This is a genomic window from Undibacterium sp. Ji42W, from assembly GCF_049340405.1.
Classification (GTDB): Bacteria; Pseudomonadota; Gammaproteobacteria; order Burkholderiales; family Burkholderiaceae_D; genus Undibacterium.
In genome coordinates, this window is sequence record NZ_JBMPOV010000015.1 from 100,577 (window position 1) to 127,011 (window position 26,435).

A 26,435-nucleotide genomic window follows, 5' to 3' on the forward strand; every position below is an offset into this window, starting at 1 on the left:
TGTTTTAACAGCGGATGTTTTAAAAATGGATAGATGCTGCCGGGCAGGATTACAACTTCACTTCCCATACCAGCCGCCATGTTCGCGCTGATTGCTGTAGATTGATATCTGTCCAGCGTGAAACGGCATTGGTATAGATGCCGCTGTCGAGCTTGTTTTGCTGCAGCACATTACTGACTGAAAAACGCAACTGACTTCGTTTGTTTTGCTTCCAGGCCAGGTAAATATCGAGATGACGTCTGGGGCTGTTGTGCCCTGTCAGGTAAGCTGATTCACGTATATCATTCGCGGCCTGATAGCTGTAATCTGCCCCCACACGCAAGGCGGGATCGATCTGGTAGTCGGCACCGGCACTGACCAGCAAACCCGCCTGTTGTGCCAGATGGTTATCAGGGCCGGACACTTGTTCTACACGCGACCAGTTGCGGTTGAAATTGGCGCGCAACTCCAGCGCTGGCATGCTGGTAGCCAGTTGCTGCAGGTTCAGTTTGGCCTCAATTTCCAGACCAAGGATACGGGCACGGCCACTGTTGGCAAGGCTACTGACCCAGGTGCTGCCAATCTGTGTAGTCTGCTCAAGCATCACATCATCTATCCGTCGCCAGTAGGTGTTGGCGCTGATGACGCTACTCTCGGTCAGGTAGTGTTCATAAGCCAGCTCCATGCCCCAGGCGCGTTCTGGCCGCAAGTTGGGATTGCCCTGAAAATCTGAATTGAGCGGGGTATTATTGTTATCGATGCGGAACAAGCGTGGTACGAGATTACCCACGGTAGGCAATTTAAAACTGCGGTTGAGCGCCATGCGCCATTGCCTTTGCGCATCGAGCTTCCAGACACTTTGCAATATCGGGCTCAGCATGCTGGCTTTGTTTTGGATATCAAAGTTACCTGCCTCTGCGCTATTGCTGCTGATACGCTCCATGCGCAAACCCATATAGGCTGACCAGGCAGTATTGATGGTCCATTCATCCTGCAAATAGAGGGCCAGTTTTTGCAGGCTTGCCTGGTAATCGTGTGCGCTGTCAGGCAGTATAGTGAATTCCTGTTCATGACGGTTTTCATGGCGTAGTGCCCGGCTGGCTTCCCAGCCCAGACTCAGCACATGAGATTCTGAATACGGTGCCAGGTATTTGCCATTGAAGCGGTATTCATTTTCATCAGCATCACCAGTGACATAACGATGTATTTTTAATGTACCTGCGTTGTCCTTGCCCCAGAAATGGAATTTGGTGGATCTGTCCAGACTGTTCCAGCCAATGTTGATGCTCAGCCTGGCGCTGTCGGCGAGACGACGGTCCCAACTGAGGTCATTGCGTGAGGTGAATACGTGGGCGGTCCAGATGGAGTGATTATCAGGGAACTCTGTACTGTCACCGACATAGGTATTCTCTTTTTCCTGCTTGGTCTGTTCCAGCCTGGAGAGGTTGAAACTGCCTTGCCAGCTCAGGCTGTTTTGTGCATCAAGTTTCCAGTTCAGACGTGGCGATAGGCTGGCCACATCACGGCGGTTTTGCTGGCTTTGCTGGAGTTGTCTGTCTGCTGTCGTCTCCCATACACCGCTCATGCCCGCGCGTTCAGACTGGCTTTCTGTCGCCAAGGTATTGAGCTGATTGACATTGCTCTCGAACGTGCCGGCCAGCACGTAAGAAATTTCAGGATGATCACTCACTTGATCTCCTAAACTCCACGACAGATTGCCCGACAAACGTCCGGTCTGCAGGCTGGTATTGGCTTTGATTTCTGTCGCCTGATTACTGCTTTTTTTCTTGAGAATGATATTGATGGTACCTGCGATACTCTGGGCACTGACATCAGCACGGGCCACGCGCATGACTTCTATTTTTTCTATCAAGTCAGGAGCAATGCTGTCTATAGTGAAACCTACCGGCGTGGTCTGGCCATTCAGCAATATCTGGGTGTAACCATTACCGAGGCCACGCATGCGTATCTCTGCTCCCTTGCCCTTGCTCTCGGTGACACTGATGCCGGGCAGGCGTTTCAAGACTTCGCTGAGATTGGTATCACCGTATTTTTCTATATCTTCACGGCCATAGACGCTGCGCATGCCTACGTCGTCTTGCCGGTCGCGATTAGGCTGTGACTTCGCATTGATTTCTACCTGTTGCGGTGTTTGCTGTGCCTGTTGTTGTGCTGACGCCTGCTTACCGGCAAACAGTGCCAGAACACTGAGGGCTATGGTAGATAGGCGTGTTGATGCCTGCTGAAAAAGCATGATGTTTTCTTTCATCGACAGATTAAGGATGGTAAGGGATGTGACTGGTCCTTGCGCCGTTCAGGGTTCCGGGCGCAGGACAGTCAGTGTGTAAATGGGCGGTGTGGTTTAACCTGGTTTGGCAGCTTCCAGCGCGGTGCGTATATGCATGACATCATCGGTACGCACATCGCTGTTTTTTGCATTTAGCAAAACCATGATGACGGGCTTGCCAGCGATGGTGGTACGCATGGTCAGGCAGCGACCTGCGATTTTGGAGTAGCCGGTTTTTGACAGGCTGATGTCCCAGTCCTTGCTGGCCGTCAGGCTGTTGGTGCTCTGGTAGTCATAGGTTTGTCCGGCAACTGTATAGCTGCCTTCACTACGGCTGGCGAGGTTGCGCAATTCCGGGTAACTGGCGGCAGCTTTGACCAGGCGGGCAATATCTCTGGCATTCGAGCGGTTATTGGGTGAAATACCCGCCGCTTCTTCCAGATGGGTAGCTTGCAAACCCAGGCTGGCCGTCTTGCTTTGCAAGGCTGCGACAAAGGCAGGCTTGCCACCAGGATAAGTCCTAGCCAGTGCCTTGGCAGCCGCATTGCTGGAAGGAATCAGCGCCAGCTCCAGCAGGGTCTGGCGCGACAGGACAGTTCCCGGCTGCAGCTTGACCTGGTTGGTATGCCAGCCTGCGACATCTTCTTTGCTGATGGTGATGGCCTCATCTTTATCCAGCTTTGCATCCAGCGTCACCATGGCTGTCATCAATTTGCTGATGGATGCGATAGGTACGATGGTATCGGCATTTTTTTCCAGCAAGACTTTGCCGCTTTGCTCATCCATCACCAGTACATGTTCTGAACTGGTTTTGACATAAGCGTTGATGTGGGTGGCGGGTTCAGGTGTCGTTGCAGCGGCAGGCACTGATGGCTCTGGCGCAGCATTCACCTGGGTTTGCAATACCAGCAGCAGGGCTGCGGCAATACCCAGCACGGGTGCGGCCATCTTCCAGTGCCAGGGTTGTGAATCAGGGCGCACCAGGCGTTTGATACGTGACAGCAAATCGCCACCGTTGGCCGCCATGGCGGCTTGTGGCATGGCGGCTATCTGCCATTTATCCAGCACTTGCAGGGCACGCGCCAGTGGGCGGGTTTGACCCAGCATGGCGGCTGCCATGTCGTCAGCAATCAGTTCTCTTTCAGCATCGATGCGTGTCGAAATCCACCACACTGCGGGGTGATAAAACAACAGCGACAAGACCAGGTTTTGCATGAGGTTGACGACATAATCCCAGCGCTTGATGTGGGCCAGTTCATGCGCCAGCAAGGCTTCTATCATGTCGGGTGTCATGCCGGTCAACAAGGACGCGGGCAAGACCACGACCGGCTTGATACAGCCGTAAGTAACCGGGCTTAACAAGTCCTGCTGGAATTTCACCTGTACCTGGCGGCGTATCGAAAACTGATAGGCCAGTTGATTGGTACGTGCCTGCCATTGCTGCGTCAGCACTGCAATATCATTGCCATGCTGGCCGAGGCGATAGACCCACATCAAACCCAATGCCAGGCGCATGAGCATCAACAGCACACCCATGCTCCACAGGCTGACCACCAGCGGCAACCAGGCTTCTATCTGTGCGGCCAGCAGGCTTTGCCTGACCCAGACGAGGTCTAGCGAAATGCTGGCCTTGCTGGCCAGTTGTATGGCTGTGTCGAGGTTAATGGTTTGCGGGTCCTGCCATTGCTGCACTATGCCCAGTGCAGGCCATAGAAAACAGGCCAGCATCGCGGTACAGGCAAGCACATATCGTAATTGCGGTCGGGCATTGCGGGTCAGCGCCAGCAGGATGGCGCAGACGCTAGCGATCAGAGCACCCTGCCAGACAAAATGCAGCAGGGGCCAGCCCAGCAATTCAGCGAGTGGGTATTCTGTGTATGTGGAAATTGACATCATGATTTTTTCTCATCCTGCAGGATTTGCTCGATTTCATCACGTTCTTTATCGGTGACATGGCCGCGCAAGGCAGCCAGCACCAGCGCCTTGCCAGAACCGGCAAAGACTTTTTGTATCATGTCCTTGAGCAAATTGGTTTGCAGCGAATCCTGCTCTTGCGAGGGAGCATATACATGTGAGCGCTGGCTTTCATCACGCGTCAATATGCCCTTGCCATACATGATTTGCAGATGGCGCAAAACCGTGGCATAGGCCAGGTCCGGGCGCTCGTCCTGTATGGTTTCATGCAATTGCTTGGCACTCATGGGGCCATACTGCCACAGCACTTTGAGCAAATTAAGCTCAGAAGCCGTGGGCTTGGGAATAGATGATTTTGCAACAGGAAAAGACATATTCTGCATCCGGATTACACAATGGATGCAGAATAAATGTTCTAGAAACTTTTGTCTAGAACTTTTTTTCTAGATTTTTCTAGCGATGCACATGTTTGCTCAAGCTTGAGAAAGCACGCGGTCTTCATGCTTGGGCGCAGGCCACAGACCTGCCGGGCGCTTGAGCATGACGATGACCATCGTCAGGCCCAGCAATAATTGCCGCAAGACTTCGGGCTCTATCAGCATGTGGCCAAACAACTGTTGCTGCAGCGGTGGCACCAGATAACGCAGTAATTCGGGCAATAACACCAGCAGCACTGCACCCAGGATCACGCCAGGTATATGGCCTATGCCCCCCAGTATCACCATGGACAGGATGGACACCGATTCACCCAGGGAAAACGATTCTGGTGACACATAGCCTTGGAAGGCGGCAAACATGGCACCTGCCACGCCGCCAAAGGATGCCCCCATGGCAAACGCCAGTAATTTGATATTGCGGGTATTGATACCCATGGCAATGGCTGCAGTTTCATCTTCACGGATGGCGACAAAGGCCCGGCCCAGGCGTGAATCATGCAGGCGCACGGTGACGAATATGATGCTGGCACAAAGACTGAGAAAGAGAAAATAATAGGCATTCACCGATGGCATGGAAAACCCGGCTACATAGACGGTCGCCTGCGACCCAGGCTCGCCACCCAATGACACGCCAAAGATGCGGATATGATCCACCATGTTGATGCCCTTGGGGCCATTGGTGATATTGATGGGCGAGTTCAGGTTGATGATGAAAATGCGAACAATTTCACCAAAGCCCAGGGTCACGACGGCCAGGTAATCGCCGCGCAATTTGAGGGTAGGGGCACCGAGCAATGCCCCCAGTGCTGCGGCCAGTGCCGCCCCCAGCGGAACGATGACCCATACTGACAAGTGTATGCCGTGCGCGGCAATCTCCGGCCCGTATAACCACAACAGGGCCTGGCCCAGCATGGGAAAATTATTGATGACGGATTCCAGCAGGGTGGCAAAGTGCGGTGACGCCAGCAGGGCAGTCATGTAGGCACCCATGGCATAGAAGGCGACATAGCCAAGATCAAGCAAACCGGCAAAACCGACGACGATATTCAGGCCCAGCGCCAGCATGATATACAGCAAGGCAAAATCCACGATACGCACCCAGGCATTGCCAAATTGCATGGCAACGAAAGGAAAAACCAGCATCAGCGTGATAAGCAATGCCAGTATGGGGTATGCCTGGCGGGGGTTGGTCCTGATATCAAAGTAATGGGACATCTGCGCTTACCGGAAGTTAACGATCCAGGATAGCTTAAATGCCTGCCATACCTGGCGCTATCAATATCTTGCTCAAATCATGCTGCGTTGCCGCGACTGGCTGGGCGTCATGCCGAAAACAGAACGGAAGCTGGACGTGAAATGGCTATGGCTGGCAAAGCCGCATGCATGGGCGATCTGTGTCAGGTCATGGCAGCTTGCCTGCATGGCGCGCAGGGCTGTTGCCAGGCGGGTACGTACCAGGTAACGGTGGACAGGCAAACCGACTTCTTCCCTGAATACCCGGGACAGGTGAAACGGAGAGGTATGTACCTGACGGGCAAGTTCATCGAGCGCCCAATCCTGCTGGGGATACAGCGAGATCAGTTCCTTGACAGCTTCAACCAGCTGTCGTCTGCGGCGCTGCGTCTGGACATGCCTGGCACGGTCCAGTTGCTGGCGCTCAAAACAGGCAGCTTGCACTGAGGCAGTCAATACTGAGACACTGATTTCCTGTACAGCCAGAGTGTCAATAACTGGCTCATGCAAATGTCTCCACAAAAGTTCGCGGCTCAGGACACTGGCTGGTGGCAGCAGGCTATGTGGCCGCAATACCGGGGCATACAATTGCTGTACGCCTGCGGCATCGACCAGCAATTGCATGAGTGCTTCCCTGGAGAAATCCAGCACCAGCGCCTCGTCGCCTATATCACCGGGGAAGGTGATACGGTAAGGCTGGCCTGTTCCCAAAAAAATCGCATGGTTGGCATTCGCAATGACATGCTGCCTGGGGCCATCATGCTTGGCCAGCACGCCAGCAATGGGCAGCAATACCAGATCGGCAGCCTCGCACTCAAGCTCCTTGCTATCCTCAGGCGCAGGTCTTGCAATACCGTGCCGGATAGACAGCAGTTCGCTTTGGAACAGGGTACGTAGCGCCAGTGCCATGGTAGTCTCGGTGGTAGCCCAGGTTAATCGACTCTGACACGATAAGCTGATTCTTCACAAATTTTAATTTGTTAATACGGCATTCTGACAGACAGGATTGCGGCAACAGGCTTACCTGTTCTACTTGGGAAGCAACTTGCGCCTCTCATATTCAAGCTGGTTGATATGGCGCTGTATGGATACATCCATGTCATGCGGCAGGTTCTGGAAACTGATCCCTATGCGGTACTTACCCTGCCTGCTTTTTTCTATCTGGGTAACGTGGCGCACGATGCCTTCGCAACGCACCACATTGCGGATACCCAGTACGATATGCAGTTTGGCAATACGGTCCTGTACCTTGACTTCTGGTGGGCCGGACACTTGTACGCTCAAGCCACCCACGCACAAATCAAAGATGGGCCAATATGCCAGGGTCTCGCCTTTTTCATCATACAGCCGGACCTTGAGCGGATCGACGATAGGCAGCTCATTACGATAGTATTCGCGGCGCTGCATACGCACGACACGAGAAGGTATCGGCACCCAAAAGGCATCCTGGTCGCCCCAGGTGAAAATCTGCGGGTTCAAGCCGGTAAACTGTACGCGTATGCCATCTGGCCTGGCCAGGAAAACGCAGGAACTGGCTTTTTCCAGCAGTTTGTTGGCACGGGAATCGCCACCTATATCGAATACCAGACCATCGTCCCTGGCTGAGAGTATCAGGGTGACGATGAATTCGCGACCCTCATTAAAATAGACCGTAACAGGTTCGCGCCTGTGCGAAAGATCATTCAAAATACCCAGAATCTCTCTCTGCCCCAGCAGGAAAAATTTGTCTTCTATTTCGTCATTGCTAAACGATGCTGACATCCATTTACCTTTTTATTTATTTTTCTTGAAAAATAGACTGCTTATTACGGCTGGTCAATCAAATAATATCTTTTCCATCATGATTTGACACTTCAGTTGCTTTTTTAGGGGTCGGCACGCCTCACCTGCTCTTGCCGCATAATGTCTGTAATACTATCAATATTCATAATCATTAATCAATGGACATACTCGCCATTTGTGGCAGCCTGCGTGCTGCCTCGCTCAATGCCATGCTGATACGCGTGCTGATACGTCTGGCACCGCCGGATATCAACATCCAGGCCTATGAGGGTATGGCAACATTGCCCCTGTTCAACCCCGACCTGGATTTAACTCCACCAGCCAATGTGCTGAGCTTGAAAGAACAGATAGCTGCCGCCGACATCGTACTGATTGCCAGCCCGGAATACGCCCATGGCATGACGGGTGTCATCAAGAATGCCCTGGATTGGACAGTCAGCAGCGATGTATTTGTCTATAAGCCGGTGGTGGTCTTGAATGCTTCGCCACGGGCCAGGCATGCAGATGCAGCTTTGCGTGAAGTATTGAGTGTGATGTCAGCCAGGATACTGGAAACAGCCTCGGTAACCATACCGGTCATAGGCGCGAAACTGGACGAGGATGGCATGCTCAGCCATCCTGAAATTGCAGAAATTCTAAAGAGAGCGCTCGCGGCTGCCAAAGCTGAATGGCACACATTACGAGGTTGAGCTGGCAATCAGACGGCCAGAGCCTGCTCCAGCAAGGTATGCAATTCGCTGAAGGAGGGTTCACCGACATAGCGTTTAAGGATATTGCCCTGTTTGTCGATGACATAGGTAGTAGGCGTCAGTTTCACATCGCCGAATGATTGCGCCAGCTTGCCTTGTGGATCGAGCGAGACATGGAAAGGCAGCTTGCGGCTTTCGGCGTAATTGATGACATAATTCGGCGCATCATAGCTCATGGCCACTGCCACAAATTCCAGGCCTTGCTTATTGTATTTATTGTAAGTCTCTATCATCTTGGGCATCTCTGCCACGCAAGTCGCACATGAAGTTGCCCAGAAATTCACCATGACGACCTTGCCGCGCAGACTTTGCGTAGATATTTTTTCACCTTTGAGATTAGTGAAACTGACATCAGGCATAGGTGTTTTCGCCTTGTAAGTCGCAAAAAAAGCGACAGCCAGGGCAATCAGCGCCGTTGCAGCAATGACTGAAAAGATGGCAAATTTACGCGGTGAAGAAGGCGCCAGCATGGTTTTCCCAAAGCAAGAAACAAATCAATAAATACGACAAGAACGCATTATACGGCCTAAGTCACAAACAGGTTTTGCGCTATCACAGCAGCTACGGTTACAGCGGTTTTACCAAAGCCTCGCTACTGGCACGACGACACCGGCAAACCAGGAGCGGTCCTGGGAATTGCTGGTCAGGCCCTTGGTCATGCCGGCATCAAAGGTAAGTCGCTTGTTGGGACTATAGGTCAGGGCTATCAGCACCTGTCCCTGGTTTTTGGTGCCAGAGCGGTGCCAGCCGGCCCATTCGGCAGTCAAGCCCATTTTTTCATTGATTTCGGTCGAGAAAGAAGCTGACAAACCGCTTTGCCAGTGTGACGTAGCATCCTCGGCAAAACCCAGGTGTGTCATGTTCAGGTTCAGGTCAGCGTGTACTTTGCCAAGATCCTGACTGACGATGCCATTCAATGTCCAGTCGGACTTGCCTGAACCCAATGCATCTTTGGCCGTGGGAAATTTATTACCGAACTCCAGGCCAAAAGCGGTATCGTCACTGATGACAAATGCCCGCTTGATGGTCAGTGAGGTATCACCAAAACCACGGACACGCTGGCCTGCACCATCATCGTTGATGATATGCGCTTCGCCACCGAGCAAGACTCCCCATTCCTTGGAAAATGCCAGTTTGAACAGATAAGGCAGGCTCTGGCGCTGGGCCTGGCCGGTCTTGATAGTGTTGATACCCATTTCCAGTTCCAGTTGTCCGGCGACAGGCAGTTGCGCGGAATTGGATACCGAAGGACGGTAAGGAGTGATGGCATCACCCTCGTCATCGGCAGCATAGGCGAACTGGCCGCTCATACATATGATGCATGTGACGGAGGTCCGTATAGCCAGTGCAGCTAAATTCAGGCGGGATATTCTGGACATGGTTTTCCTTTCATTCTGTGATCAGCGCAGCAGGTGCGCTAATGGCTTTGCCAGCCACATGGGTAGTTAGCACGATTGCCGTCGAGGTCGAGCCAAAAGCATTCAATTCGTTAATGATACGCTGTAAATGTTCTACATCGGTCGCCAGCACACGCATGACGGCACCATCTTCACCCGTCACTGTATAACAATCGATGATTTCAGGGCAAGTAGCCACGTATTGGGCATACGGTCGCCCCTGTTGAGTCGAGAGGCGAATCATGGCAGTGATTTGATAACCCAGCGCCTTGGGATTAATATCAGCACGGTAAGCGCGGATCACCTGGGCAGCTTCGAGACGCTTGATGCGCTCAGAAACAGCGGGTTGGCTCAGATGCACCTGACGGCCAACTTCAGCATGCGACATACGCGCATCCTGTTGCAATAATCGCAGAATTTTTTGATCAAACTGGTCGAGTTTATGATTCATAAGCATTTTGCGTAGATTTCCAATCAAACCCTTGGCGGGATGGATAATTCCCTATGGAATCCCATTCAAACCAAGGATTGTACTTGTTAAAGTAGAGCTTACACCAAACCTCAGGATGCCCTGGAAAAATTGTCCCAATAACGACTATGACGACTATAACTGCACAACAGCTTGCCCAAATTGCCAACGAGTTCGACACACCGTGCTGGGCATATGACGCTTCCATTATAAGAGCGCAGATTGCCCGTCTGCGCCAATTTGATGTGATCCGCTTTGCCCAGAAGGCCTCCAGCAATATCCATTTGCTGCGCCTGATGCGCGAAGAAGGCGTGATGGTGGATTCTGTCTCACTCGGTGAAGTGGAGCGTGCACTGGTAGCGGGCTATGCCAGCCAGGCAGAGCACGGCGGCCACGCGCCGATCGTGTTCACGGCGGATTTGCTGGACCGTGCAACCCTGAAGCGCGTGGTGGAATTGAATATCCCGGTGAATTGCGGTTCACCGCAAATGCTGGAGCAGTTGGGGCAGGCACATCCCGGCCATGCCGTGTGGCTGCGCATCAACCCTGGTTTTGGTCACGGTCATAGCCGCAAAACCAATACTGGTGGTGAGCAAAGCAAGCACGGCATCTGGTTTGAAGAGTTGCAAAACGCACTCGCCATCATTGATCAATATGGTTTGACGCTGGTGGGCCTGCATATGCATATAGGCTCTGGTGTTGATTATGACCATTTGCAAAGCGTCTGCGATGCCATGATAGAGCAGGTCAAAATCTGCAAGCGTGACTTGCAGGCGATTTCCATAGGGGGGGGGTTGTCCATCCCTTATCGTGGTGATGAGCCTGCGGTCGATACTGCACATTATTTTGACATCTGGGACAAGGCCAGGAAAGAAATCGAAACCCTGCTGGGCCACAAGATCAGCATGGAGATAGAACCTGGCCGTTTTCTGGTGGCGCAATCCGGCATCTTGATTTCTGAATTGCGTGCGCAAAAACAGGTAGGCAGCAATTTCTTTGCGCTGGTTGACGCTGGCTTTAATGACTTGGTGCGCCCTTCCATGTATGGCAGTTTCCACCGCATTACTTGTCATGCTCCAGATGGCACAGCGCGCACTACAGCCTTACGGCCTACCGTGGTGGCAGGGCCTTTGTGTGAGTCTGGTGATGTGTTCACGCAAGAAGATGGCGGTGTAGTCACCACGCAGGATTTGCCAGCTTGCGAAATTGGTGACTTGTTCGTCTTCCATGATGCCGGTGCTTATGGTGCCAGCATGTCGTCGAACTATAATTCCCGCCCGCTGATACCGGAGATATTGGTCGATACTGAGCAGATCAAACAAATCCGCCGTCGTCAGACTGTGCAGGAATTGATTGCGCTGGAAAATATCTAAGCTTTTATTGACGCAGGTCTTCGAGTAGCCCTGCTTTTCTTGCCTTGAGGATGGCAACATTGAGTTTGTCGATGATACCGTCATCCTTGTCTGCCCTAACCGCAAAATGGATAGTGTCTATCAGTAGCGGTTTGGGCAAGACGGTCAGGCGCACGTCAGCAAATGGTGAACTGCTGCCTTCGTTCTCATCGCGCAAAACCTGCAAGCGGTTTTCGAGAAAATGCGGGTCTTTATTCGCCGCGCCAAACAGGCCCGCATCCATGCGCCGGAACAAGAGTTTATAAATACGCGACAAGGGCGCGTAATTATCGACCTCGACCTTGAAGAGATTGTCCTTCATCGCATCAAAGCGGTCGCCATAACTAAAGCCGCGCGGTATGCCTATGGTCTTGCCCTTGAGGTCAGCCATGGTGTTGAAGCGGAACTGGGCATCGCTCCTGGTCACCAGGAACATATATTTTGATTGTATGGGCAGAGAGAAGTGGAAGATTTTTTCACGCTCTTTGGTCTTGCTGACGCCGTATATAACGCCCTCGCCATTTTCTGCGGCCTGCAATGCGCGTGGCCAGGGGCTGCGTTGCTGCTGTATCTGCAAGCCGCCTTCCCGCTCAATAAACTCAAATAGTTTATCTGCCAGTTTCAAGGGGAAAGGCTGGCCGCGCTGGTCTATGGGGTCGGCTGTCAACATCACCACCTCTTTGGCGTATGCCGCATGCATGCTGATGCCAAATGCCAGTGCAAATAAAGTCAGCCGCGTAATGAGCCGCATAGCCGGAACTGGATTGCACAAGCGCATTTGACTTACCAAGACCTTTCAGACAAAACCCTCAAAAAACAACAGACCATACCAATGCTCAGCGATGGGTCTGGATCAGAAATTGTTTGGGAGGATAAAACAGACGAGCGATACAACTAATTTGCTTCCATTCCTGGAAACTTATCAGATAGTAACGTCAATATGGCAATGCAGCAAGTTTGACAACAAATTATTACAATAATAAAAGCCTGCCGTGCAGATGCACATGCAGCATCTGCTCTCTCAACTCTTGCTAGAGCTGGCACGTTTTTGAATAATAGCCTTAATATGCGCCCATTGTGCGGGCTTGATACCACCCTTGAAAGACTCGATGACCTTGCCATCACGGCCAATCAGAAAAACCGTGGGTGTTGCAAATACCTTGCCAAAATTGTCTTGATAATCAGCGGCATTGCGCCAGAGGGAGGGAAAACCTTGATTATCTTTGCTCAACCATTTTGCCTGTTTGGCATAGTCATCAATATCTGTCATCGCATCATCAATGCTGACGGTGACCAGTTCAAAGCCTGACTTTTTATTCGCTTCATAAAACTTGCGAAAAGTGGGCATCTCGGCCTGACAGGTTGGGCACCAGGTCGCCCAGAAGGTCACCAGTATGACCTCGCTTTTACCAGTATCCATCTTGTATGGCTTACCATTCAGCATAGTGCCAGCCAGGGCGGGCTGTGCAGGAAACACTTCCTTGCTGGCTGCCTGGGCAAATTGGGCACTGAGGCTGCACGCGACAATCGCAGTTACAGCCAACAACTTTGACATACTGAGCATGGTGATACTCCACTTCTGTCTGGACGATAGCTTACAGCATAGTGCAGATTGAGATTGCCGTCTGCGCTTATAAAGCAATTTCAGGATAAGTCGCAGAACGCGTACCTGGCCGTGGTGGATTATCTGCAGACCTGTAGGTAAATACCATGGAAAACTTGGTTGCCGCAGTCTGGTTTTTGCCCGCAGCATGAAAGAGATTGCTATGAAATAACAAGACATCGCCCTGCTGTAAAGGCACGGGCTGGGCTTGTGCAAGCAAAGCCTGATTTTGTTCGAGGTCAGTACGCAAAAACTGGGCATCATCAAGTTGCGCAACATCAATATCGGTTTTATGGGAACCGGGTATCACCAGCAGGCAGCCATTTTCCAGGGTTTCATTGCGCAGGGCAAGCCACGACGATATGAGGTCTGCGCGCTGGAAATTCCAGTAACGGCTATCCCTGTGCCAGCCTGTCGCGGTGGAATACTGCGGTTGCTTGGTCATGATGCAATTATGATGTGACTGCGACAGCAAGGCTCCCTCACCCAGCAATTGCAATAAAGGCACTGCCAATGCTGGCCCGGTTGCCCATTGCGCCAGGCGCAGGTCGCGCGCGTACGCCTGTAATAAGCGCCGGGCTGTCAGCCCGCCTTCAGCATCGCGTGACGCGGGTGCGCCAGGGTAGCGGGTATCAGCCTCGTATTCTATCGGTTGTATCTGCCCCGCCAGTTGCTGTTCGCAATAGGCGATCACATCTTCGCAATAGGCGGCGCTGGCCTGTTGCCGCAATACCAGAAAACCCTGGCTGGCAAATTCTTGTTGTTGCGCAGTACTTAACATGGTCATTATCGTTAATAAGCAAAATACCAATATCGTGCATCATTGATGACACAACAAATGGCTCACTCTTGATTTTAGGGGAATTCTATTCAGTTGATCAGAACAGATAGAGGCAATTTAAGCGGTATTGTGATCAGGGCATCACAATTAAAATCCCGTAATAGGTGATAATGTAGGCCAAATTTAACGCAATAAACTAACGTAAAAGCATCTTACTCAACATGACACACACCATACTGGAAAACATCAATGTCAGTTCTTTCGAGAATATGCCCACCCCTGAAGAATTGCATGCGCGCCTGCCTTTGAGCGATCTTGCTGGCGATGTCGTCGAGCAAAGCCGTGAAAGCCTGCGCAACATACTGGAGCGCAAAGACAAACGCCTGTTCGTTGTCGTTGGCCCCTGCTCCATCCATGACCCGGTTGCCGGCCTGGATTATGCACGTCGCCTGAAAGCCTTGCAGGAAGAAGTCAAGGATGTGATGTTGCTGGTTATGCGCGTGTATTTTGAAAAACCACGTACGACCACGGGCTGGAAGGGTTACATCAATGACCCGTATATGGATGATTCTTTCCGCGTTGATGAGGGCATGGAAAAAGCCCGCCAGTTCTTGCTGGACGTTTGTGAACTCGGTCTGCCGACCGGAACCGAAGCGCTGGACCCGATCTCGCCACAATACCTGGGTGACCTGATTGCCTGGACGGCGATTGGTGCACGCACTACCGAATCACAGACTCACCGCGAAATGTCGTCCGGCTTGTCTACGCCTGTGGGTTTCAAGAATGGCACGGATGGCGACATCAGCATTGCCATCAATGCGATCCTGTCGGCATCACATCCCCATTCTTTCCTGGGCTTGAATGGTCAGGGCCGCGTGTCCATCGTGCGCACCAGCGGCAATCAATATGGCCATGTGGTCTTGCGTGGCGGCGGTGATCGCCCGAACTACGATACCGTCTCCGTCGCCATGGCGCAGCAAGCGCTGGCCAAAGCCAAACTGCCACCGAATATCGTGGTCGATTGCTCGCATGCCAACAGCTACAAAAAGCCGGAACTGCAACCCCTGGTCATGGCCGATGTCATCAACCAGATTGCCAACGGCAACAAGGACATCGTTGGCGTCATGATCGAATCCAACATCGTTGCGGGTAACCAGCCTATCCCTGAAGATTTGTCGCAACTCAAATACGGTTGTTCAGTCACCGATGCCTGTGTGGATTGGGAAACCACGGAGCAGATGTTGCGCGAAGCTGCGGCGAGATTGCGTCAGCAATAAACGCACACTAGCAGGCGTATCAGTCATGCATACGCTTGCCTGCATTTGAAACTGGTGGGATCGGTTGAATCTGGATACCACACTGACCACGAGATTTTATGGAAACAAATCCGGATTTTCAGCAATCACCCACTCAGTTGTTGTCAGTTGCAAACGGTGATGAGGCTGGCAGCAAGAGTGGCATTTCAGAAACTGAGTTGATTGCATTTGCAGGTGGAACCCATTATCCAAAATTATTAATGCAATTACTGGAAGGCAAATCGCGGCATGCTGGCTTTAATGTCTGGGCCATGATATTTGGCATACAGTGGTTTTTCTTTCGTAAACTGTATCTCTTCGGTCTTTTTTCCGTTGCTCTGGAATCAATTGCACCGCTGATTTTTATCGCGGGGACAGCGGCGGTATTCGGTTATCTCGACAAGGGCGCAATCATTATCATTACCGTCATCACACTGATCATGACAAGGGTGATCATCGGATACATGGCAAATATTGCCTTGTGCCTTAAAGCATCGCATGTGATCGGAAAAATAGACAAGCTCAACAAAGATAATGAAACCCACCTGCGCCTGATAAAAAGAGCAGGTGGTGTCAGCGTGCCGTCTTTATTTTTCGTATATCTTGTCGCGCGTCTGGCGTTCAGGTAGCACATGCATCATTCACAATAAAGTAGAACTCATCGCCTTCACAAGGAACGCAAGCTGCGCATGCATGTTCCGTAAGCTGCCTGTATCTCATCTTGCTGCAGATGTTTGCCATTTTGAACGGCCAGTTTCCCTCCTACATAAACATCACGTACCAGATTGTCGTTACCTGCAAATATCCAGGTATTGAGTAAATCAGCACTACTGATACCTGCGAGGTTGGGATGCGCATCATCAAGTACTACCATATCGGCGCGATAGCCTGTCGCCAGTTGCCCCAGTTTGCGCCCGCTGGCTTGTGCGCCCCCCTGTAAAGCAGACTGATATAAAAAATCGCCGACCTTGCGCTGCCCTGTAACGCTGGCAATATTGCGGCCTTGCAGGCGCAGGCGCTGGCCATATTCCAGCCAGCGTAATTCTTCTACCGGACTTTGTGATACATGGCTGTCACTGCCTATGCCAAAACGACCACTGGCTTCGATATAGTCTGGCAGATCAAAGAAGCCATCACCAAGATTGCCTTCAGTGGTCGTGCAAATGCCAGCTACTGCACCACTGCTGGCGATTCCTTGCACTTCTGCCTTGTTCAGATGGGTGGCGTGCACCAGGCACCAGCGTTCATTCAACAAACCACTATCGAGTAAAAGTTCTACCGGACGTTTGCCTGAGTAAGCGATGCAGGCATCGACTTCTTTTTGTTGTTCAGCGATATGGATATGGATGGGGCGGGCAGCGGGAAGTGCCGCCACCAGTTCACGTATCTGGCTCATGCTGGCAGCACGCAGTGAATGTGGGGCCACGCCGACTTCAACCTGGCCATTGCGCTTGCCATCCAGCGCTTCTATCAATTGCATGATCTCGGCCACATTGGTGGAGAAGCGGCGTTGGTCGTGGCGCAAAGCATGCTCACCAAAATCGGCATAGCTGTACAGCACCGGCAGCATACTGATGCCCATGCCGGTCTGCTCGGCAGCAGCAATCACGCACTCTGCCATCTCGGCGGGACGCGCATAAAAACTGCCATCCTGATCACGGTGCAGGTAATGAAATTCACAAACTGCGGTATAGCCATGGCGCAGGCATTCTGCATACAGTTGTGCGGCGATGGCCTGGAGTTGTTTGGGCGTAATATGCAGGGCATAGCGATACATTAGATCGCGCCAGGTCCAGAAACTGTCCTTGCCCTCACCCGCCATTTCTGTCATGCCAGCCATGGCGCGCTGGAAGGCGTGCGAATGCAAATTGGTCATGCCGGGTACCACAAATTGCGCCTGGTTTTCATGTATCTGCGCGCTAGTGTTCAGCTCTATCTGGCTCAGCTCACCGCTGGTATTCCAGTGCAGGCGTACATTGCTGGTCCAGCCTTGCGGCAACAGAACATGATGGGCAAACAGGCTACTCATGCGGCTCTCCCTTGTGTCTTGTTCCAGTCCAGGCAAGCCTGTAACAATTGCTTCAGCAGAGGTTGCACCTGCGCTGCCAGGTCAGGCCGGTATGCATATGGCGCGGCTTCATTCATGTAGATGCACTGGCTCATTTCCAGCTGCACTGCATGGATATGACGTGAAGGCTGGCCATAATTACGGGTGATAAAACCGCCTTTGAAACGACCATTGAAAACATGGCTATAGGCTTGCACATCGCTTGCGTTTTGCAGGCTGTTTGCGATGGCAGTTTGCATGCCGGTATCACAGGATTTCTGGTCAGCAGTACCAAAGTTCAGGTCTGGTAACTTACCTTGGAAAAAGCGTGGCACTTCAGATGCGATGGAATGCGCATCCCACAAAACCACGCTGCCATGCATGCTCAACAAACGCTCCAGTTCTTGCTGCAATTGCTGGTGATAGGGTTGCCAGTAAGTGGCGATGCGGCGCTGCACCTCGGCTTCTGTCGGCAAATTCTCAGTCGCATACAGTGGCTGTTTGGCAAAGGTATCAACCGGGCACAGGCCTGTGGTGTCTTGCCCCGGATACAGATTGGCATTGTCGGACGAACGGTTCAGGTCTATCACATAGCGTGAATAGTCAGCAGCGATGGTGGATGCTCCGAGCTCTGATGCCATATTGTAGAGCTCACGCAAATGCCAATCAGTATCGGTTTTTTCTTGCGCGACTGGCAGCATCTGGGCGGCGATATCGTCCGGTATGCTGGTGCCCACATGTGGCATGGAAATCAGCAGGGGCAGGCTGCCCTGTTGAAAATGAAAAGCAGTCATGGTGTCTCCAGGATTTATGGATATTGTAGTTTGCGGCTCAGTCTGTCGGCTGCTGCCAAAGTCATGTTGATGAGTTCTGGCTTGCGTTGCTGTATGCGTTGTGCCGGAGCCATCAGGGACAAGGTGGCTTCAAGCTTGTCGCGACCAGAAAATACCGGCGCGCTGACACCCCAGATACCAAGATCGACTTCATTTTCACTGGTCGCATATCTCTGTTCACGTATGCCTTGCAACTGGGTTTGCAAGTCTTGTAGCAGCTGGACGGATACTGGTGCGTTTTCCAGAAAATTCTGTGCCAGCAATTCGTCTTGCAAGGCTGGTGGCAGATGTGCCAGCAAAGCCTTGGCCGACGCACCGCGCACGCTGGAGCTGGCACGGCCTTTGGCAAAAGAACAGCGCAGGGCTTGCTGGCTTTCTTGCATATCCAGGCAAACCACCTGTCCATTGACATAGGCCAGCAAACCTACGCTCTCACCCGACTTTTGCACCACATCGGCAAGTTCATCGCGCGCTGCACTCATGAGCCAGGAATGCTGGTCAAAACCGCGCGCCAGTTGCACTGCCAGCGGGCCAGGCTCATATAAGCCCGTCTGCGCATGCTCCTGCACCAGGCCCCATTTCTTGAGCGGTGCGAGCTGGCGGTATAAGGTGCTCAGTGGCAAGCCGGTTTGCTCCACCAGTTCACGCGCAGACAAGGCCTCTCCATGGCGGGCAATGCAGGCCAGAACCTGTAAAATGCGTTCGCTTTGAGCAATACTATCCTTAGTAGATGCTGGCATTGTGGCTGGGAGAAAATAACAATATCAGACTCATTCTAGCAACACGCTGAGAAACATCAACAATCAATTCTCGCCAAATGAGAATTGATTGAAAATATTTTCAATCAGTGGCTGCTCCGCGAGTGCAGGTCAACGGCGAATATCGGTCGTGGCCACTGAAATAATCTTTGTTTGACCGGGAAAAATCCATGAAATCACCCTCAGAGGCATTTTCACGATTGACATACTGACCGCTGGGAGACCCCAAACTTGGCTGTACAAACAAATAGCAAAGGATAACTCCGATAACCGGGAGTAACCAGATCAAGGCATATTGCGCATATTTTTGCGCAGGCTCGAAAAACTCACTCCTTGCCAGCAAGTAAGTCACATACACATTCATTGCCAGCAAGACCATCACAATGATTATGGCGATAACGATCAGTGCATTCACCATGTCAGAAACGGTAGTCAGGACTCAGTTGCACAAAACCTCAATGATCCAGGCCATGCAAGCCAACTCCGGTATATTCAGGAACATCATCCCTGAATCTGATTTTATGGCTTACATCTGGTTTCGCCAGCGAATAACAAAACAAAGCACCCAGCAAAGGTAGTAACCAGATCAGGAAAAATTGGAAAGCCTTTTGCGCTGGCCCATAATAATCGCTGCGAAGAACACAGTAACTGACATAGAGGTTGATTGCACATACCGAGCATACAAAGAGTATCGTCATCATCTCCAGATTACTCATAACTTAGCTCTTGCTGTAAGCCGTCGCCTGGCAGTTGCGGTTTTCCTGGGCAGGAAACTCAGCCTTGATCACATCGTACTTACTCTTTTCTTCCGCGCTCATGGCCCTGAACTGGTAGGCAAATTTGTTTGTGCTGACAGTACGCGGGCCTATGCGGGCGGAACGTACGCCTTTATTGCTGAGATTATTCAAATGCAGTTTTGCCGCTTCTTCGGTTTTGAACACGCCCAGCGAAATACCCCAGCGCAGATTACTCTGGTCTTGCACGATGTAGAAATCACTGATGCCAAGGCGGCGCAGCTCCCCGGCTTTTTTGTCAGCCCCCTCCTTACTGCCTTGCGAAGGGATGAAGACCATGTGCGTGGCAACATCAACGACATTGATACGGGACTGGCGGTCACCCATTGCCAGGTTTTTTAATTTTTCTTCAAACTTGGGAATATCGTTTTGCTGGAAGTTACCCACTTCGAGGCAGGCGATAACTTCAGGTTTTTTTTCTGCGGCAGGTTCACTTGGCGACACCGCTTCGGCCGCTGTCAGGAGCTTTAACTGGTCGGCGTGATGCTGTTTTTTCAGGCGCTCGGGCTCATGGTTATCGAGGGACCAGTGTCCCAGATAGCCGAGATTAAATGCCAACAAGAAGGCATTCAGTACGAGCAGGCTCCAGAAAAAGAATCTCAGCATGGTTAAGTGTCAGTGTTATCAGTCCGGGCTTGATTGTGCCACGACAAACAGCCCCGTCAAGACCAGATTATCTACATATTGATAAGGCATGCCCAAATGATGCAATAAATACGGGGCAGCGCCGCCAGAAATCACGCAATGGATGGCCTTGTTCTCTTGCTGCTGCAGGGTATTGACCGCGCGTACTATTGCACCGACTTGGGCGCTGATGCAGCCGCTGACGATGGCCTGGTCGGTATTGTCGGCAAAGACTGTGGCGATATCCGTTGATTCTGCCACCTGCGGCAATTGTGCGGTATGGCGTGCCAGCGATTCTGCCATGAGTTTAAGGCCGGGCAAGATCATGCCGCCCTTGAATGCGCCATCTGCAGTGACGGCATCGACTGTGGTGGCAGTTCCACAAGTGGCGACGATCAGGCTTTGGTGTGGAAACAGATAATGCGCACCTATCATGGAGGCGAGGCGGTCACAACCCAGTTGCGCCGGATTGCGGTAGCCATTATGTAGGCCAGCGATGTCTTCTTGCGAGACAAACCAGTCTATTGGCAAACCTGGCTGCATTTCTTGCAATAATGCCGTGAGTTTATCTTTGATGCTGGCACCAGCGACATTGGAAATCAGGGCGAGTGTAAAGTGCATGCCTTGCCAGCTGGTTTTCAAAGTGTCTAGTTCAGCGTGGCTGACGGAGGCAATCTGCTGCCACACTGGCGCTGGTGCGGGTGGTGATACCGATCCCGCCGGCACAGCGTTGCTATCTGCCACCGCCCATTTGATGCGCGTATTACCTGCATCGATCAATAATTGACTCATGTCTGCTTCACTCTTTTCTTGTTACTCTTTTCTTGCTACTTTTTTCATACTACTGGCCGTAAAGACACATCACCTGCCAACACATTGACCTGACCATGTTCAGTCTGCAATACCAGGCAGCCATGCAGATCGACACCTAGCGCTTTGCCTGTATGTAAAACCTGGCCGTGGTCGAGTATATGCACGGTTTGACCGGCGTAGGCATGCAAAGCATTCCAGCGTGGCAAAAAGGCTGAAAAACCTTGCTGAGCAAATTGCTGCAATGCTGCGGCAACTGCGTTCAGCAATTGCGCCAGCAACAGGTTTCTATCCATTTTTGCCAGCCAGGGTGCATCTGCCAGAGCGCGGCCCACTTGTGCTTCCAGTTCATCCGACACTTGCAGGTTAAGGCCTATGCCAGCGACGATCCAGGTGCCGCTTTCACTGGCGGCGGCTGATTCGAGCAAGATACCGGCGAGTTTTTTGCCATCGCGCAAGAGGTCATTTGGCCATTTCAATTGCACATTCTGGTTCACGGCATTCAGACACTCAGCCAGGGCAACGCCTATCGCCAGTGGCAGGCCCAGCAGCTTGTGCGGTTCTTGCGGCAAATGCCAGGCGAGGGAAAAAGTCAGCATGCCACCGGGCACAGTCAGCCATGGACGACCTGCCCTGCCACGCCCTGCTGTCTGATGCACGGCCACTCTCAACACCGGACGCAGCAATGTTGGCAGGCGTGCCATCAGGTCGGCATTGGTGGAGCCGGTTTCTGCGACGACTTCAATATCGACTTCGCGGGCTGCGCCATCGCAGAATTTTTCTATGGCAGCCGCACTCAGTTCCAGGTTTTTATTCTCTTGCATAATCTGCCTATGGTTAGCAGCCGTATTGTACTGCTGCCGGAACAAATATTCAGGCCCAAAAAAAACGGCACCTTATGCAGGTGCCGTTTTTTTACTCCATCAACATCTTGATGCTGCGGTATTTACGCAGTATTTACGCAGTATTTACACTGCGTTAGCGCATTGGCTGCTTATGCTTCGCCGCCATCCACTACATCAGTTGTTGTTACTTCTGGTATCGGCGCAAATGCTGCTTTTTCTGCTTCCAGCAAGGCTACGCGTTCATCCGCTTCCCAAGTTTCTTTCAACTTGCGGGCGCGGTGGAATGCCAGGCCTGTACCAGCAGGGATCAGACGACCAACGATGACGTTTTCTTTCAAACCACGCAGACCGTCTTTTTTGCCCATGATTGCAGCTTCGGTCAGAACACGTGTGGTTTCCTGGAAGGACGCCGCAGAGATGAAGGAATCGGTAGACAACGACGCCTTAGTAATACCCAGCAAGATATTTTCATAGGTTGCAGGGATACCGTTAGCTGCTGCTACGCGATCATTTTCATCCAGCAATTCAGAGCGTTCTACCTGTTCACCAACGATGTAGTTGGCATCGCCTGGATTCACCACGACAACGCGACGCAACATCTGGCGCACAATCACTTCGATGTGCTTGTCGTTGATCTTAACGCCTTGCAAACGGTACACGTCCTGCACTTCATCAACGATGTAACGTGCCAGCGCTTCGATACCCAACAAACGCAGGATGTCTTGTGGATCGGCTGGGCCGTCAACAATCATCTCACCCTTGTTCACGACCTGGCCATCATGCACCAGGACTTGTTTGTCCTTGGTGATCAGGAACTCGTGTTTCTCGCCATCCATGTCTGTGATTTCCAGACGTTGCTTACCTTTGGTTTCTTTACCAAACGCCACCGTACCTGTTACCTCAGCCAGCATACCGGCATCTTTTGGTGAACGGGCTTCGAACAACTCGGCAACGCGTGGCAGACCACCGGTAATATCACGGGTTTTTTGTGACTCAGTCGGGATACGCGCCAACACTTCACCCACATGTACTTGCTGACCGTCTTTGACGGTAATCAGCGCGCCCACCTGGAAGCCGATCGTTACTGCGTGTTCTGTGCCAGCGATCTTGACTTCTTCGCCTTGTTCGTTCAATAGCTTGACTTGTGGTCGCAGTGTTTTACCTGCTGCGCTACCACGGCGTTTCGCATCGATCGCCACCAGCGTGGACAAACCTGTTACTTCATCAACCTGTTTGGCAACAGTCACGCCTTCTTCGACGTTTTCGAATTTCACCGTACCGGTGTATTCGGTAATGATAGGACGGGTCAATGGATCCCATGTCGCCAATGCAGTACCAGCCTTGATGATCAAACCGTCTTTAACGATCAGGGTTGCACCGTAAGGTACTTTATGACGTTCACGTTCACGACCGTGGTCATCAGTGATCAGCACTTCGCCAGAACGGGAAATAACGATCTGGTCGCCTTTACCGTTGGTGACATAACGCATGGTCGCTGTGAAACGGATGGTACCGTTGGACTTGGCTTCAACAGAAGATGCAATCGCTGCACGGGATGCCGCACCACCGATATGGAAGGTACGCATCGTCAACTGTGTACCTGGTTCACCGATGGACTGCGCAGCGATAACGCCGACTGCCTCACCAGAGTTAACCAGGGAGCCACGGCCCAGATCACGGCCATAGCACATAGCGCACAGACCATAGCGTGTGTCGCATGTCAGTGGTGTACGTACCTTGACTTCATCGATGCCCAGGGCTTCGATGCGTTCTACCATTGTTTCGTCGAGCAAAGCACCTGCTTCGTACAAAGTTTCCTGTGTTTCTGGATTGACGATGTCATTGGCGCAAACACGGCCCAGTATCAGGTCACGCAAAGGCACGTTAACTTCACCGCCTTCAACGATCGCCTTCATGGACGAACCATTGGATGTGCCGCAGTCATCTTCAACCACGACCAGATCTTGCGTCACGTCAACCAGACGACGTGTCAGGTAACCGGAGTTCGCTGTTTTCAATGCCGTATCGGCCAGACCTTTACGCGCACCGTGAGTGGAAATAAAGTACTGCAAAACGTTCAGACCTTCGCGGAAGTTCGCGGTGATCGGCGTTTCGATAATCGAGCCATCCGGTTTCGCCATCAGACCACGCATACCTGCCAACTGACGAATCTGGGCTGCGGAACCACGCGCACCGGAGTCGGCCATCATGTAAATGGCGTTGAAAGATTCTTGTGTACCAACAGTGCCGTCGCGGCGTGTGACTGGTTCAACTTTGAGTTGTTCCATCATGGCCTTGCCGACTTCATCACCGGTCTTGCCCCAGATATCGACCACTTTGTTGTAACGTTCGCCCGCAGTCACCAGACCGGACGCATATTGCTGTTCGATTTGTTTGACTTCGTGTTCTGCTGCTGCCAGCAAAGTCACTTTTTGCGGTGGAACCAACATGTCATCGATACAGATCGAGATACCGGCGCGTGTCGCCAGGCGGAAACCCATTTGCATCAATTGATCAGCAAACACCACCGTTGCACGCAGACCGCACTTGCGGAATGAGGTATCGATGAGTTTGGAAATTTCTTTTTTCTTCAACGCACGGTTCAGTACGGTGAATGGCAAGCCCTTAGGCAGAATCTCGGACAAGATCGCACGGCCAACAGTCGTTTCATAACGCTTAATGGTTTTGACGAATTCGCCAGTTTCAGCATCTTTCGGGAATTCAGTAATACGGACTGTGATACGTGTGCTCAGTTCGACTTCCTTGTTGTCCCAGGCGCGGATCGCTTCTGAAACGTCAGGGAACATCATGCCTTCGCCCTTGCCGTTGATTTTTTCACGGGAAGCGTAGTACAGACCCAACACGATATCCTGGGAAGGAACAATAGACGGTTCACCATTGGATGGGAACAGAATATTGTTGGATGCCAGCATCAAAGTGCGTGCTTCCATTTGTGCTTCGATAGACAGAGGAACGTGGACCGCCATTTGGTCACCGTCAAAGTCGGCATTGAAAGCCGCGCAGACGAGTGGATGCAACTGGATCGCTTTACCTTCAATCAGGACTGGCTCAAACGCCTGGATACCCAGACGATGCAGCGTAGGCGCGCGATTCAGCATGATAGGATGTTCGCGGATGACTTCTTCCAGGATATCCCATACAACTGGTTCTTGAATTTCCACCAGTTTTTTCGCTGCCTTGATGGTTGTTGCCAGACCCATCAATTCCAGTTTATTGAAAATGAAAGGTTTGAACAGTTCCAGCGCCATCAGTTTTGGCAAACCGCACTGATGCAATTTCAGTTGCGGACCAACCACGATAACGGAACGGCCAGAGTAATCGACGCGCTTACCCAGCAAGTTTTGACGGAAACGACCGCCCTTACCCTTGATCATTTCTGCCAGGGATTTCAGAGGACGCTTGTTGGCGCCTGTCATTGCCTTACCGCGACGGCCGTTATCCAGCAAGGAATCGACAGCTTCCTGCAACATACGCTTTTCATTGCGTGTGATGATTTCAGGAGCGCGCAATTCCATCAGGCGCTTCAGACGATTGTTACGGTTGATGACGCGGCGATACAGATCATTCAGATCGGAAGTCGCGAAACGACCACCATCCAGCGGGACCAATGGACGCAGTTCTGGCGGCAGAACCGGCAGAACTTCCATGATCATCCAGTCTGGCTTGATGCCTGAGCGCTGGAATGCTTCCAGTACTTTCAGACGTTTTGCGTATTTCTTGATCTTGGCTTCAGATTTGGATTCTTTCAACTCTGTGCGCAGAGTTTCTGCATCACGGTCGATGTCGATGGAACGCAGCAATTCGCGGATACCTTCAGCACCCATGAATGCCGTGAATTCGTCGCCAAATTCTTCGTACTTGGCGGCGTAGTCATCTTCAGACATGATCTGGCATTTTTTCAGCGGAGTCATGCCTGGATCGGTAACGACATATGCTTCAAAATACAGAACACGTTCGATATCACGCAAAGTCATGTCCAATACCATACCCAGACGGGATGGCAGGGATTTCAGGAACCAGATATGTGCAGTTGGGGAAGCCAGCTCGATATGGCCCATGCGTTCACGACGCACTTTGGCCAGAGTCACTTCAACGCCACATTTTTCGCAGATAACGCCGCGGTGTTTCAGACGTTTGTACTTGCCGCACAGGCATTCGTAATCCTTGATAGGACCAAAAATCTTGGCGCAGAACAGACCGTCGCGCTCAGGCTTGAAAGTACGATAGTTGATGGTTTCCGGCTTTTTAACTTCGCCGTAGGACCAGGAACGAATTTTTTCTGGAGACGCCAGACCAATTTTGATCGCGTCGAATTGTTCGTTGGGTTGGACTTGCTTGAATAGATCGAGCAGAGCTTTCATGTGTATCACTCCAGTTAAGCGCGCA

General features: G+C 51.8%; 25 protein-coding genes. 4 read left to right on the forward strand and 21 right to left on the reverse strand.

The window, feature by feature from the left end:
- Positions 1 to 49: 49 nt before the first annotated feature.
- The 6 genes from ACO0LG_RS26295 to ACO0LG_RS26320 all read right to left on the reverse strand — a co-directional run bounded on the left by ACO0LG_RS26295 (position 50) and on the right by ACO0LG_RS26320 (position 7,611).
- Positions 50 to 2,233, reverse strand: coding sequence for a TonB-dependent receptor plug domain-containing protein (locus ACO0LG_RS26295; RefSeq protein WP_423031029.1), 2,184 nt, complete (start codon positions 2,231 to 2,233; stop codon positions 50 to 52).
- 108 nt (positions 2,234 to 2,341) lie between these two features.
- Positions 2,342 to 4,162 carry a M56 family metallopeptidase gene (locus tag ACO0LG_RS26300; RefSeq protein ID WP_423031031.1) on the reverse strand — a complete coding sequence of 607 codons (1,821 nt, stop codon included), beginning with the start codon at positions 4,160 to 4,162 and terminating at the stop codon, positions 2,342 to 2,344.
- Positions 4,159 to 4,554, reverse strand: coding sequence for a BlaI/MecI/CopY family transcriptional regulator (locus ACO0LG_RS26305; protein WP_423031033.1), 396 nt, complete (start codon positions 4,552 to 4,554; stop codon positions 4,159 to 4,161). Before ACO0LG_RS26305 ends, ACO0LG_RS26300 begins: the two co-directional genes overlap by 4 nt.
- A gap of 99 nt (positions 4,555 to 4,653) precedes the next feature.
- Complete coding sequence (locus tag ACO0LG_RS26310) at positions 4,654 to 5,832, reverse strand: ABC transporter permease subunit (protein ID WP_423031035.1); 1,179 nt, start codon at positions 5,830 to 5,832, stop codon at positions 4,654 to 4,656.
- Positions 5,833 to 5,904: 72 nt separating this feature from the next.
- Positions 5,905 to 6,759: a helix-turn-helix transcriptional regulator gene (locus ACO0LG_RS26315; protein ID WP_423031037.1), complete on the reverse strand. Its 855-nt coding sequence runs from the start codon at positions 6,757 to 6,759 to the stop codon at positions 5,905 to 5,907.
- 120 nt (positions 6,760 to 6,879) lie between these two features.
- Positions 6,880 to 7,611 carry a flagellar brake protein gene (locus ACO0LG_RS26320; RefSeq protein WP_423031039.1) on the reverse strand — a complete coding sequence of 244 codons (732 nt, stop codon included), beginning with the start codon at positions 7,609 to 7,611 and terminating at the stop codon, positions 6,880 to 6,882.
- Between the two features lie 179 nt (positions 7,612 to 7,790).
- On the opposite strand from ACO0LG_RS26320, the gene ACO0LG_RS26325 reads away from it, so the two are divergent.
- Positions 7,791 to 8,321, forward strand: coding sequence for an NADPH-dependent FMN reductase (locus ACO0LG_RS26325; protein ID WP_423031041.1), 531 nt, complete (start codon positions 7,791 to 7,793; stop codon positions 8,319 to 8,321).
- 8 nt (positions 8,322 to 8,329) lie between these two features.
- Here ACO0LG_RS26325 and ACO0LG_RS26330 read toward each other — a convergent pair whose 3' ends face one another.
- The 3 genes from ACO0LG_RS26330 to ACO0LG_RS26340 form a co-directional block, all read right to left on the reverse strand.
- Positions 8,330 to 8,851 (reverse strand): TlpA family protein disulfide reductase, encoded by a 522-nt coding sequence (locus ACO0LG_RS26330; RefSeq protein ID WP_423031043.1) that lies wholly within the window; start codon positions 8,849 to 8,851, stop codon positions 8,330 to 8,332.
- Between the two features lie 108 nt (positions 8,852 to 8,959).
- Positions 8,960 to 9,760, reverse strand: coding sequence for a transporter (locus ACO0LG_RS26335; protein ID WP_423031045.1), 801 nt, complete (start codon positions 9,758 to 9,760; stop codon positions 8,960 to 8,962).
- A 10-nt stretch (positions 9,761 to 9,770) separates the two neighbouring features.
- The gene (locus ACO0LG_RS26340) at positions 9,771 to 10,229 is read right to left on the reverse strand and encodes an Lrp/AsnC family transcriptional regulator (RefSeq protein WP_423031047.1); all 459 of its coding nucleotides are present in this window, start codon (positions 10,227 to 10,229) and stop codon (positions 9,771 to 9,773) included.
- 146 nt (positions 10,230 to 10,375) lie between these two features.
- Here ACO0LG_RS26340 and lysA point away from each other — a divergent pair, with 146 nt between their 5' ends.
- Complete coding sequence (gene lysA / locus ACO0LG_RS26345; protein ID WP_423031049.1) at positions 10,376 to 11,620, forward strand: diaminopimelate decarboxylase; 1,245 nt, start codon at positions 10,376 to 10,378, stop codon at positions 11,618 to 11,620.
- A 4-nt stretch (positions 11,621 to 11,624) separates the two neighbouring features.
- On the opposite strand, the gene ACO0LG_RS26350 is transcribed toward lysA, so the two are convergent.
- From ACO0LG_RS26350 to ACO0LG_RS26360, 3 genes are all read right to left on the reverse strand, one after another.
- Positions 11,625 to 12,389 carry a substrate-binding periplasmic protein gene (locus tag ACO0LG_RS26350; RefSeq protein ID WP_423031051.1) on the reverse strand — a complete coding sequence of 255 codons (765 nt, stop codon included), beginning with the start codon at positions 12,387 to 12,389 and terminating at the stop codon, positions 11,625 to 11,627.
- 270 nt (positions 12,390 to 12,659) lie between these two features.
- Entirely contained in the window at positions 12,660 to 13,202 is a 543-nt protein-coding gene (locus ACO0LG_RS26355; protein ID WP_423031053.1) for a TlpA family protein disulfide reductase, read from the reverse strand.
- Positions 13,203 to 13,269: 67 nt separating this feature from the next.
- Positions 13,270 to 14,028, reverse strand: coding sequence for a phytanoyl-CoA dioxygenase family protein (locus ACO0LG_RS26360; protein ID WP_423031055.1), 759 nt, complete (start codon positions 14,026 to 14,028; stop codon positions 13,270 to 13,272).
- Between the two features lie 215 nt (positions 14,029 to 14,243).
- Here ACO0LG_RS26360 and ACO0LG_RS26365 point away from each other — a divergent pair, with 215 nt between their 5' ends.
- Together ACO0LG_RS26365 and ACO0LG_RS26370 are read left to right on the forward strand one after the other, a co-directional pair.
- Positions 14,244 to 15,299, forward strand: a complete 1,056-nt coding sequence (locus ACO0LG_RS26365) for a 3-deoxy-7-phosphoheptulonate synthase (RefSeq protein ID WP_423031057.1) — start codon at positions 14,244 to 14,246, stop codon at positions 15,297 to 15,299.
- Positions 15,300 to 15,397: 98 nt separating this feature from the next.
- Positions 15,398 to 15,946, forward strand: a complete 549-nt coding sequence (locus ACO0LG_RS26370; protein WP_423031059.1) for a hypothetical protein — start codon at positions 15,398 to 15,400, stop codon at positions 15,944 to 15,946.
- Positions 15,947 to 15,984: 38 nt separating this feature from the next.
- Here the strand turns inward: ACO0LG_RS26370 and ACO0LG_RS26375 are convergent, their stop codons facing one another.
- From ACO0LG_RS26375 to rpoC, 9 genes are all read right to left on the reverse strand, one after another.
- Positions 15,985 to 17,346, reverse strand: coding sequence for a formimidoylglutamate deiminase (locus ACO0LG_RS26375; protein WP_423031061.1), 1,362 nt, complete (start codon positions 17,344 to 17,346; stop codon positions 15,985 to 15,987).
- Positions 17,343 to 18,158 carry an N-formylglutamate deformylase gene (gene hutG / locus ACO0LG_RS26380; protein ID WP_423031063.1) on the reverse strand — a complete coding sequence of 272 codons (816 nt, stop codon included), beginning with the start codon at positions 18,156 to 18,158 and terminating at the stop codon, positions 17,343 to 17,345. Before hutG ends, ACO0LG_RS26375 begins: the two co-directional genes overlap by 4 nt.
- Before the next feature lie 14 nt (positions 18,159 to 18,172).
- On the reverse strand, positions 18,173 to 18,937 hold the full coding sequence (locus ACO0LG_RS26385) for an IclR family transcriptional regulator (RefSeq protein WP_423031065.1): 765 nt from the start codon (positions 18,935 to 18,937) through the stop codon (positions 18,173 to 18,175).
- Positions 18,938 to 19,037: 100 nt separating this feature from the next.
- On the reverse strand, positions 19,038 to 19,370 hold the full coding sequence (locus ACO0LG_RS26390; RefSeq protein WP_423031067.1) for a hypothetical protein: 333 nt from the start codon (positions 19,368 to 19,370) through the stop codon (positions 19,038 to 19,040).
- 40 nt (positions 19,371 to 19,410) lie between these two features.
- Positions 19,411 to 19,671, reverse strand: coding sequence for a hypothetical protein (locus ACO0LG_RS26395; RefSeq protein ID WP_423031068.1), 261 nt, complete (start codon positions 19,669 to 19,671; stop codon positions 19,411 to 19,413).
- A 3-nt stretch (positions 19,672 to 19,674) separates the two neighbouring features.
- A complete protein-coding gene (locus tag ACO0LG_RS26400; protein WP_423031069.1) occupies positions 19,675 to 20,355 on the reverse strand; it encodes an SPOR domain-containing protein in 681 nt (226 codons plus the stop codon).
- 18 nt (positions 20,356 to 20,373) lie between these two features.
- The gene (locus tag ACO0LG_RS26405; RefSeq protein WP_423031071.1) at positions 20,374 to 21,165 is read right to left on the reverse strand and encodes a type III pantothenate kinase; all 792 of its coding nucleotides are present in this window, start codon (positions 21,163 to 21,165) and stop codon (positions 20,374 to 20,376) included.
- A 44-nt stretch (positions 21,166 to 21,209) separates the two neighbouring features.
- Entirely contained in the window at positions 21,210 to 22,007 is a 798-nt protein-coding gene (locus ACO0LG_RS26410) for a biotin--[acetyl-CoA-carboxylase] ligase (protein ID WP_423031073.1), read from the reverse strand.
- A 170-nt stretch (positions 22,008 to 22,177) separates the two neighbouring features.
- Positions 22,178 to 26,410: a DNA-directed RNA polymerase subunit beta' gene (gene rpoC, locus ACO0LG_RS26415; RefSeq protein ID WP_423031075.1), complete on the reverse strand. Its 4,233-nt coding sequence runs from the start codon at positions 26,408 to 26,410 to the stop codon at positions 22,178 to 22,180.
- Positions 26,411 to 26,435: the final 25 nt, after the last annotated feature.

Excerpts from the sequence above, each read along its gene's own strand:
- ACO0LG_RS26340 (WP_423031047.1), bottom strand. The coding sequence starts at position 10,229 with ATGAATCATAAACTCGACCAGTTTGATCAAAAAATTCTGCGATTATTG.
- ACO0LG_RS26335 (WP_423031045.1), bottom strand. The coding sequence starts at position 9,760 with ATGTCCAGAATATCCCGCCTGAATTTAGCTGCACTGGCTATACGGACC.
- ACO0LG_RS26325 (WP_423031041.1), top strand. The coding sequence starts at position 7,791 with ATGGACATACTCGCCATTTGTGGCAGCCTGCGTGCTGCCTCGCTCAAT.
- ACO0LG_RS26310 (WP_423031035.1), bottom strand. The coding sequence starts at position 5,832 with ATGTCCCATTACTTTGATATCAGGACCAACCCCCGCCAGGCATACCCC.
- ACO0LG_RS26320 (WP_423031039.1), bottom strand. The coding sequence starts at position 7,611 with ATGTCAGCATCGTTTAGCAATGACGAAATAGAAGACAAATTTTTCCTG.
- ACO0LG_RS26395 (WP_423031068.1), bottom strand. The coding sequence starts at position 19,671 with ATGAGTAATCTGGAGATGATGACGATACTCTTTGTATGCTCGGTATGT.
- ACO0LG_RS26400 (WP_423031069.1), bottom strand. The coding sequence starts at position 20,355 with ATGCTGAGATTCTTTTTCTGGAGCCTGCTCGTACTGAATGCCTTCTTG.
- ACO0LG_RS26365 (WP_423031057.1), top strand. The coding sequence starts at position 14,244 with ATGACACACACCATACTGGAAAACATCAATGTCAGTTCTTTCGAGAAT.
- ACO0LG_RS26315 (WP_423031037.1), bottom strand. The coding sequence starts at position 6,759 with ATGGCACTGGCGCTACGTACCCTGTTCCAAAGCGAACTGCTGTCTATC.
- ACO0LG_RS26300 (WP_423031031.1), bottom strand. The coding sequence starts at position 4,162 with ATGATGTCAATTTCCACATACACAGAATACCCACTCGCTGAATTGCTG.
- ACO0LG_RS26370 (WP_423031059.1), top strand. The coding sequence starts at position 15,398 with ATGGAAACAAATCCGGATTTTCAGCAATCACCCACTCAGTTGTTGTCA.
- ACO0LG_RS26295 (WP_423031029.1), bottom strand. The coding sequence starts at position 2,233 with ATGCTTTTTCAGCAGGCATCAACACGCCTATCTACCATAGCCCTCAGT.
- lysA (WP_423031049.1), top strand. The coding sequence starts at position 10,376 with ATGACGACTATAACTGCACAACAGCTTGCCCAAATTGCCAACGAGTTC.
- ACO0LG_RS26410 (WP_423031073.1), bottom strand. The coding sequence starts at position 22,007 with ATGCAAGAGAATAAAAACCTGGAACTGAGTGCGGCTGCCATAGAAAAA.
- ACO0LG_RS26355 (WP_423031053.1), bottom strand. The coding sequence starts at position 13,202 with ATGCTCAGTATGTCAAAGTTGTTGGCTGTAACTGCGATTGTCGCGTGC.
- ACO0LG_RS26375 (WP_423031061.1), bottom strand. The coding sequence starts at position 17,346 with ATGAGTAGCCTGTTTGCCCATCATGTTCTGTTGCCGCAAGGCTGGACC.
- ACO0LG_RS26350 (WP_423031051.1), bottom strand. The coding sequence starts at position 12,389 with ATGCGGCTCATTACGCGGCTGACTTTATTTGCACTGGCATTTGGCATC.
- ACO0LG_RS26305 (WP_423031033.1), bottom strand. The coding sequence starts at position 4,554 with ATGTCTTTTCCTGTTGCAAAATCATCTATTCCCAAGCCCACGGCTTCT.
- ACO0LG_RS26360 (WP_423031055.1), bottom strand. The coding sequence starts at position 14,028 with ATGACCATGTTAAGTACTGCGCAACAACAAGAATTTGCCAGCCAGGGT.
- ACO0LG_RS26405 (WP_423031071.1), bottom strand. The coding sequence starts at position 21,165 with ATGAGTCAATTATTGATCGATGCAGGTAATACGCGCATCAAATGGGCG.
- hutG (WP_423031063.1), bottom strand. The coding sequence starts at position 18,158 with ATGACTGCTTTTCATTTTCAACAGGGCAGCCTGCCCCTGCTGATTTCC.
- rpoC (WP_423031075.1), bottom strand. The coding sequence starts at position 26,410 with ATGAAAGCTCTGCTCGATCTATTCAAGCAAGTCCAACCCAACGAACAA.
- ACO0LG_RS26330 (WP_423031043.1), bottom strand. The coding sequence starts at position 8,851 with ATGCTGGCGCCTTCTTCACCGCGTAAATTTGCCATCTTTTCAGTCATT.
- ACO0LG_RS26385 (WP_423031065.1), bottom strand. The coding sequence starts at position 18,937 with ATGCCAGCATCTACTAAGGATAGTATTGCTCAAAGCGAACGCATTTTA.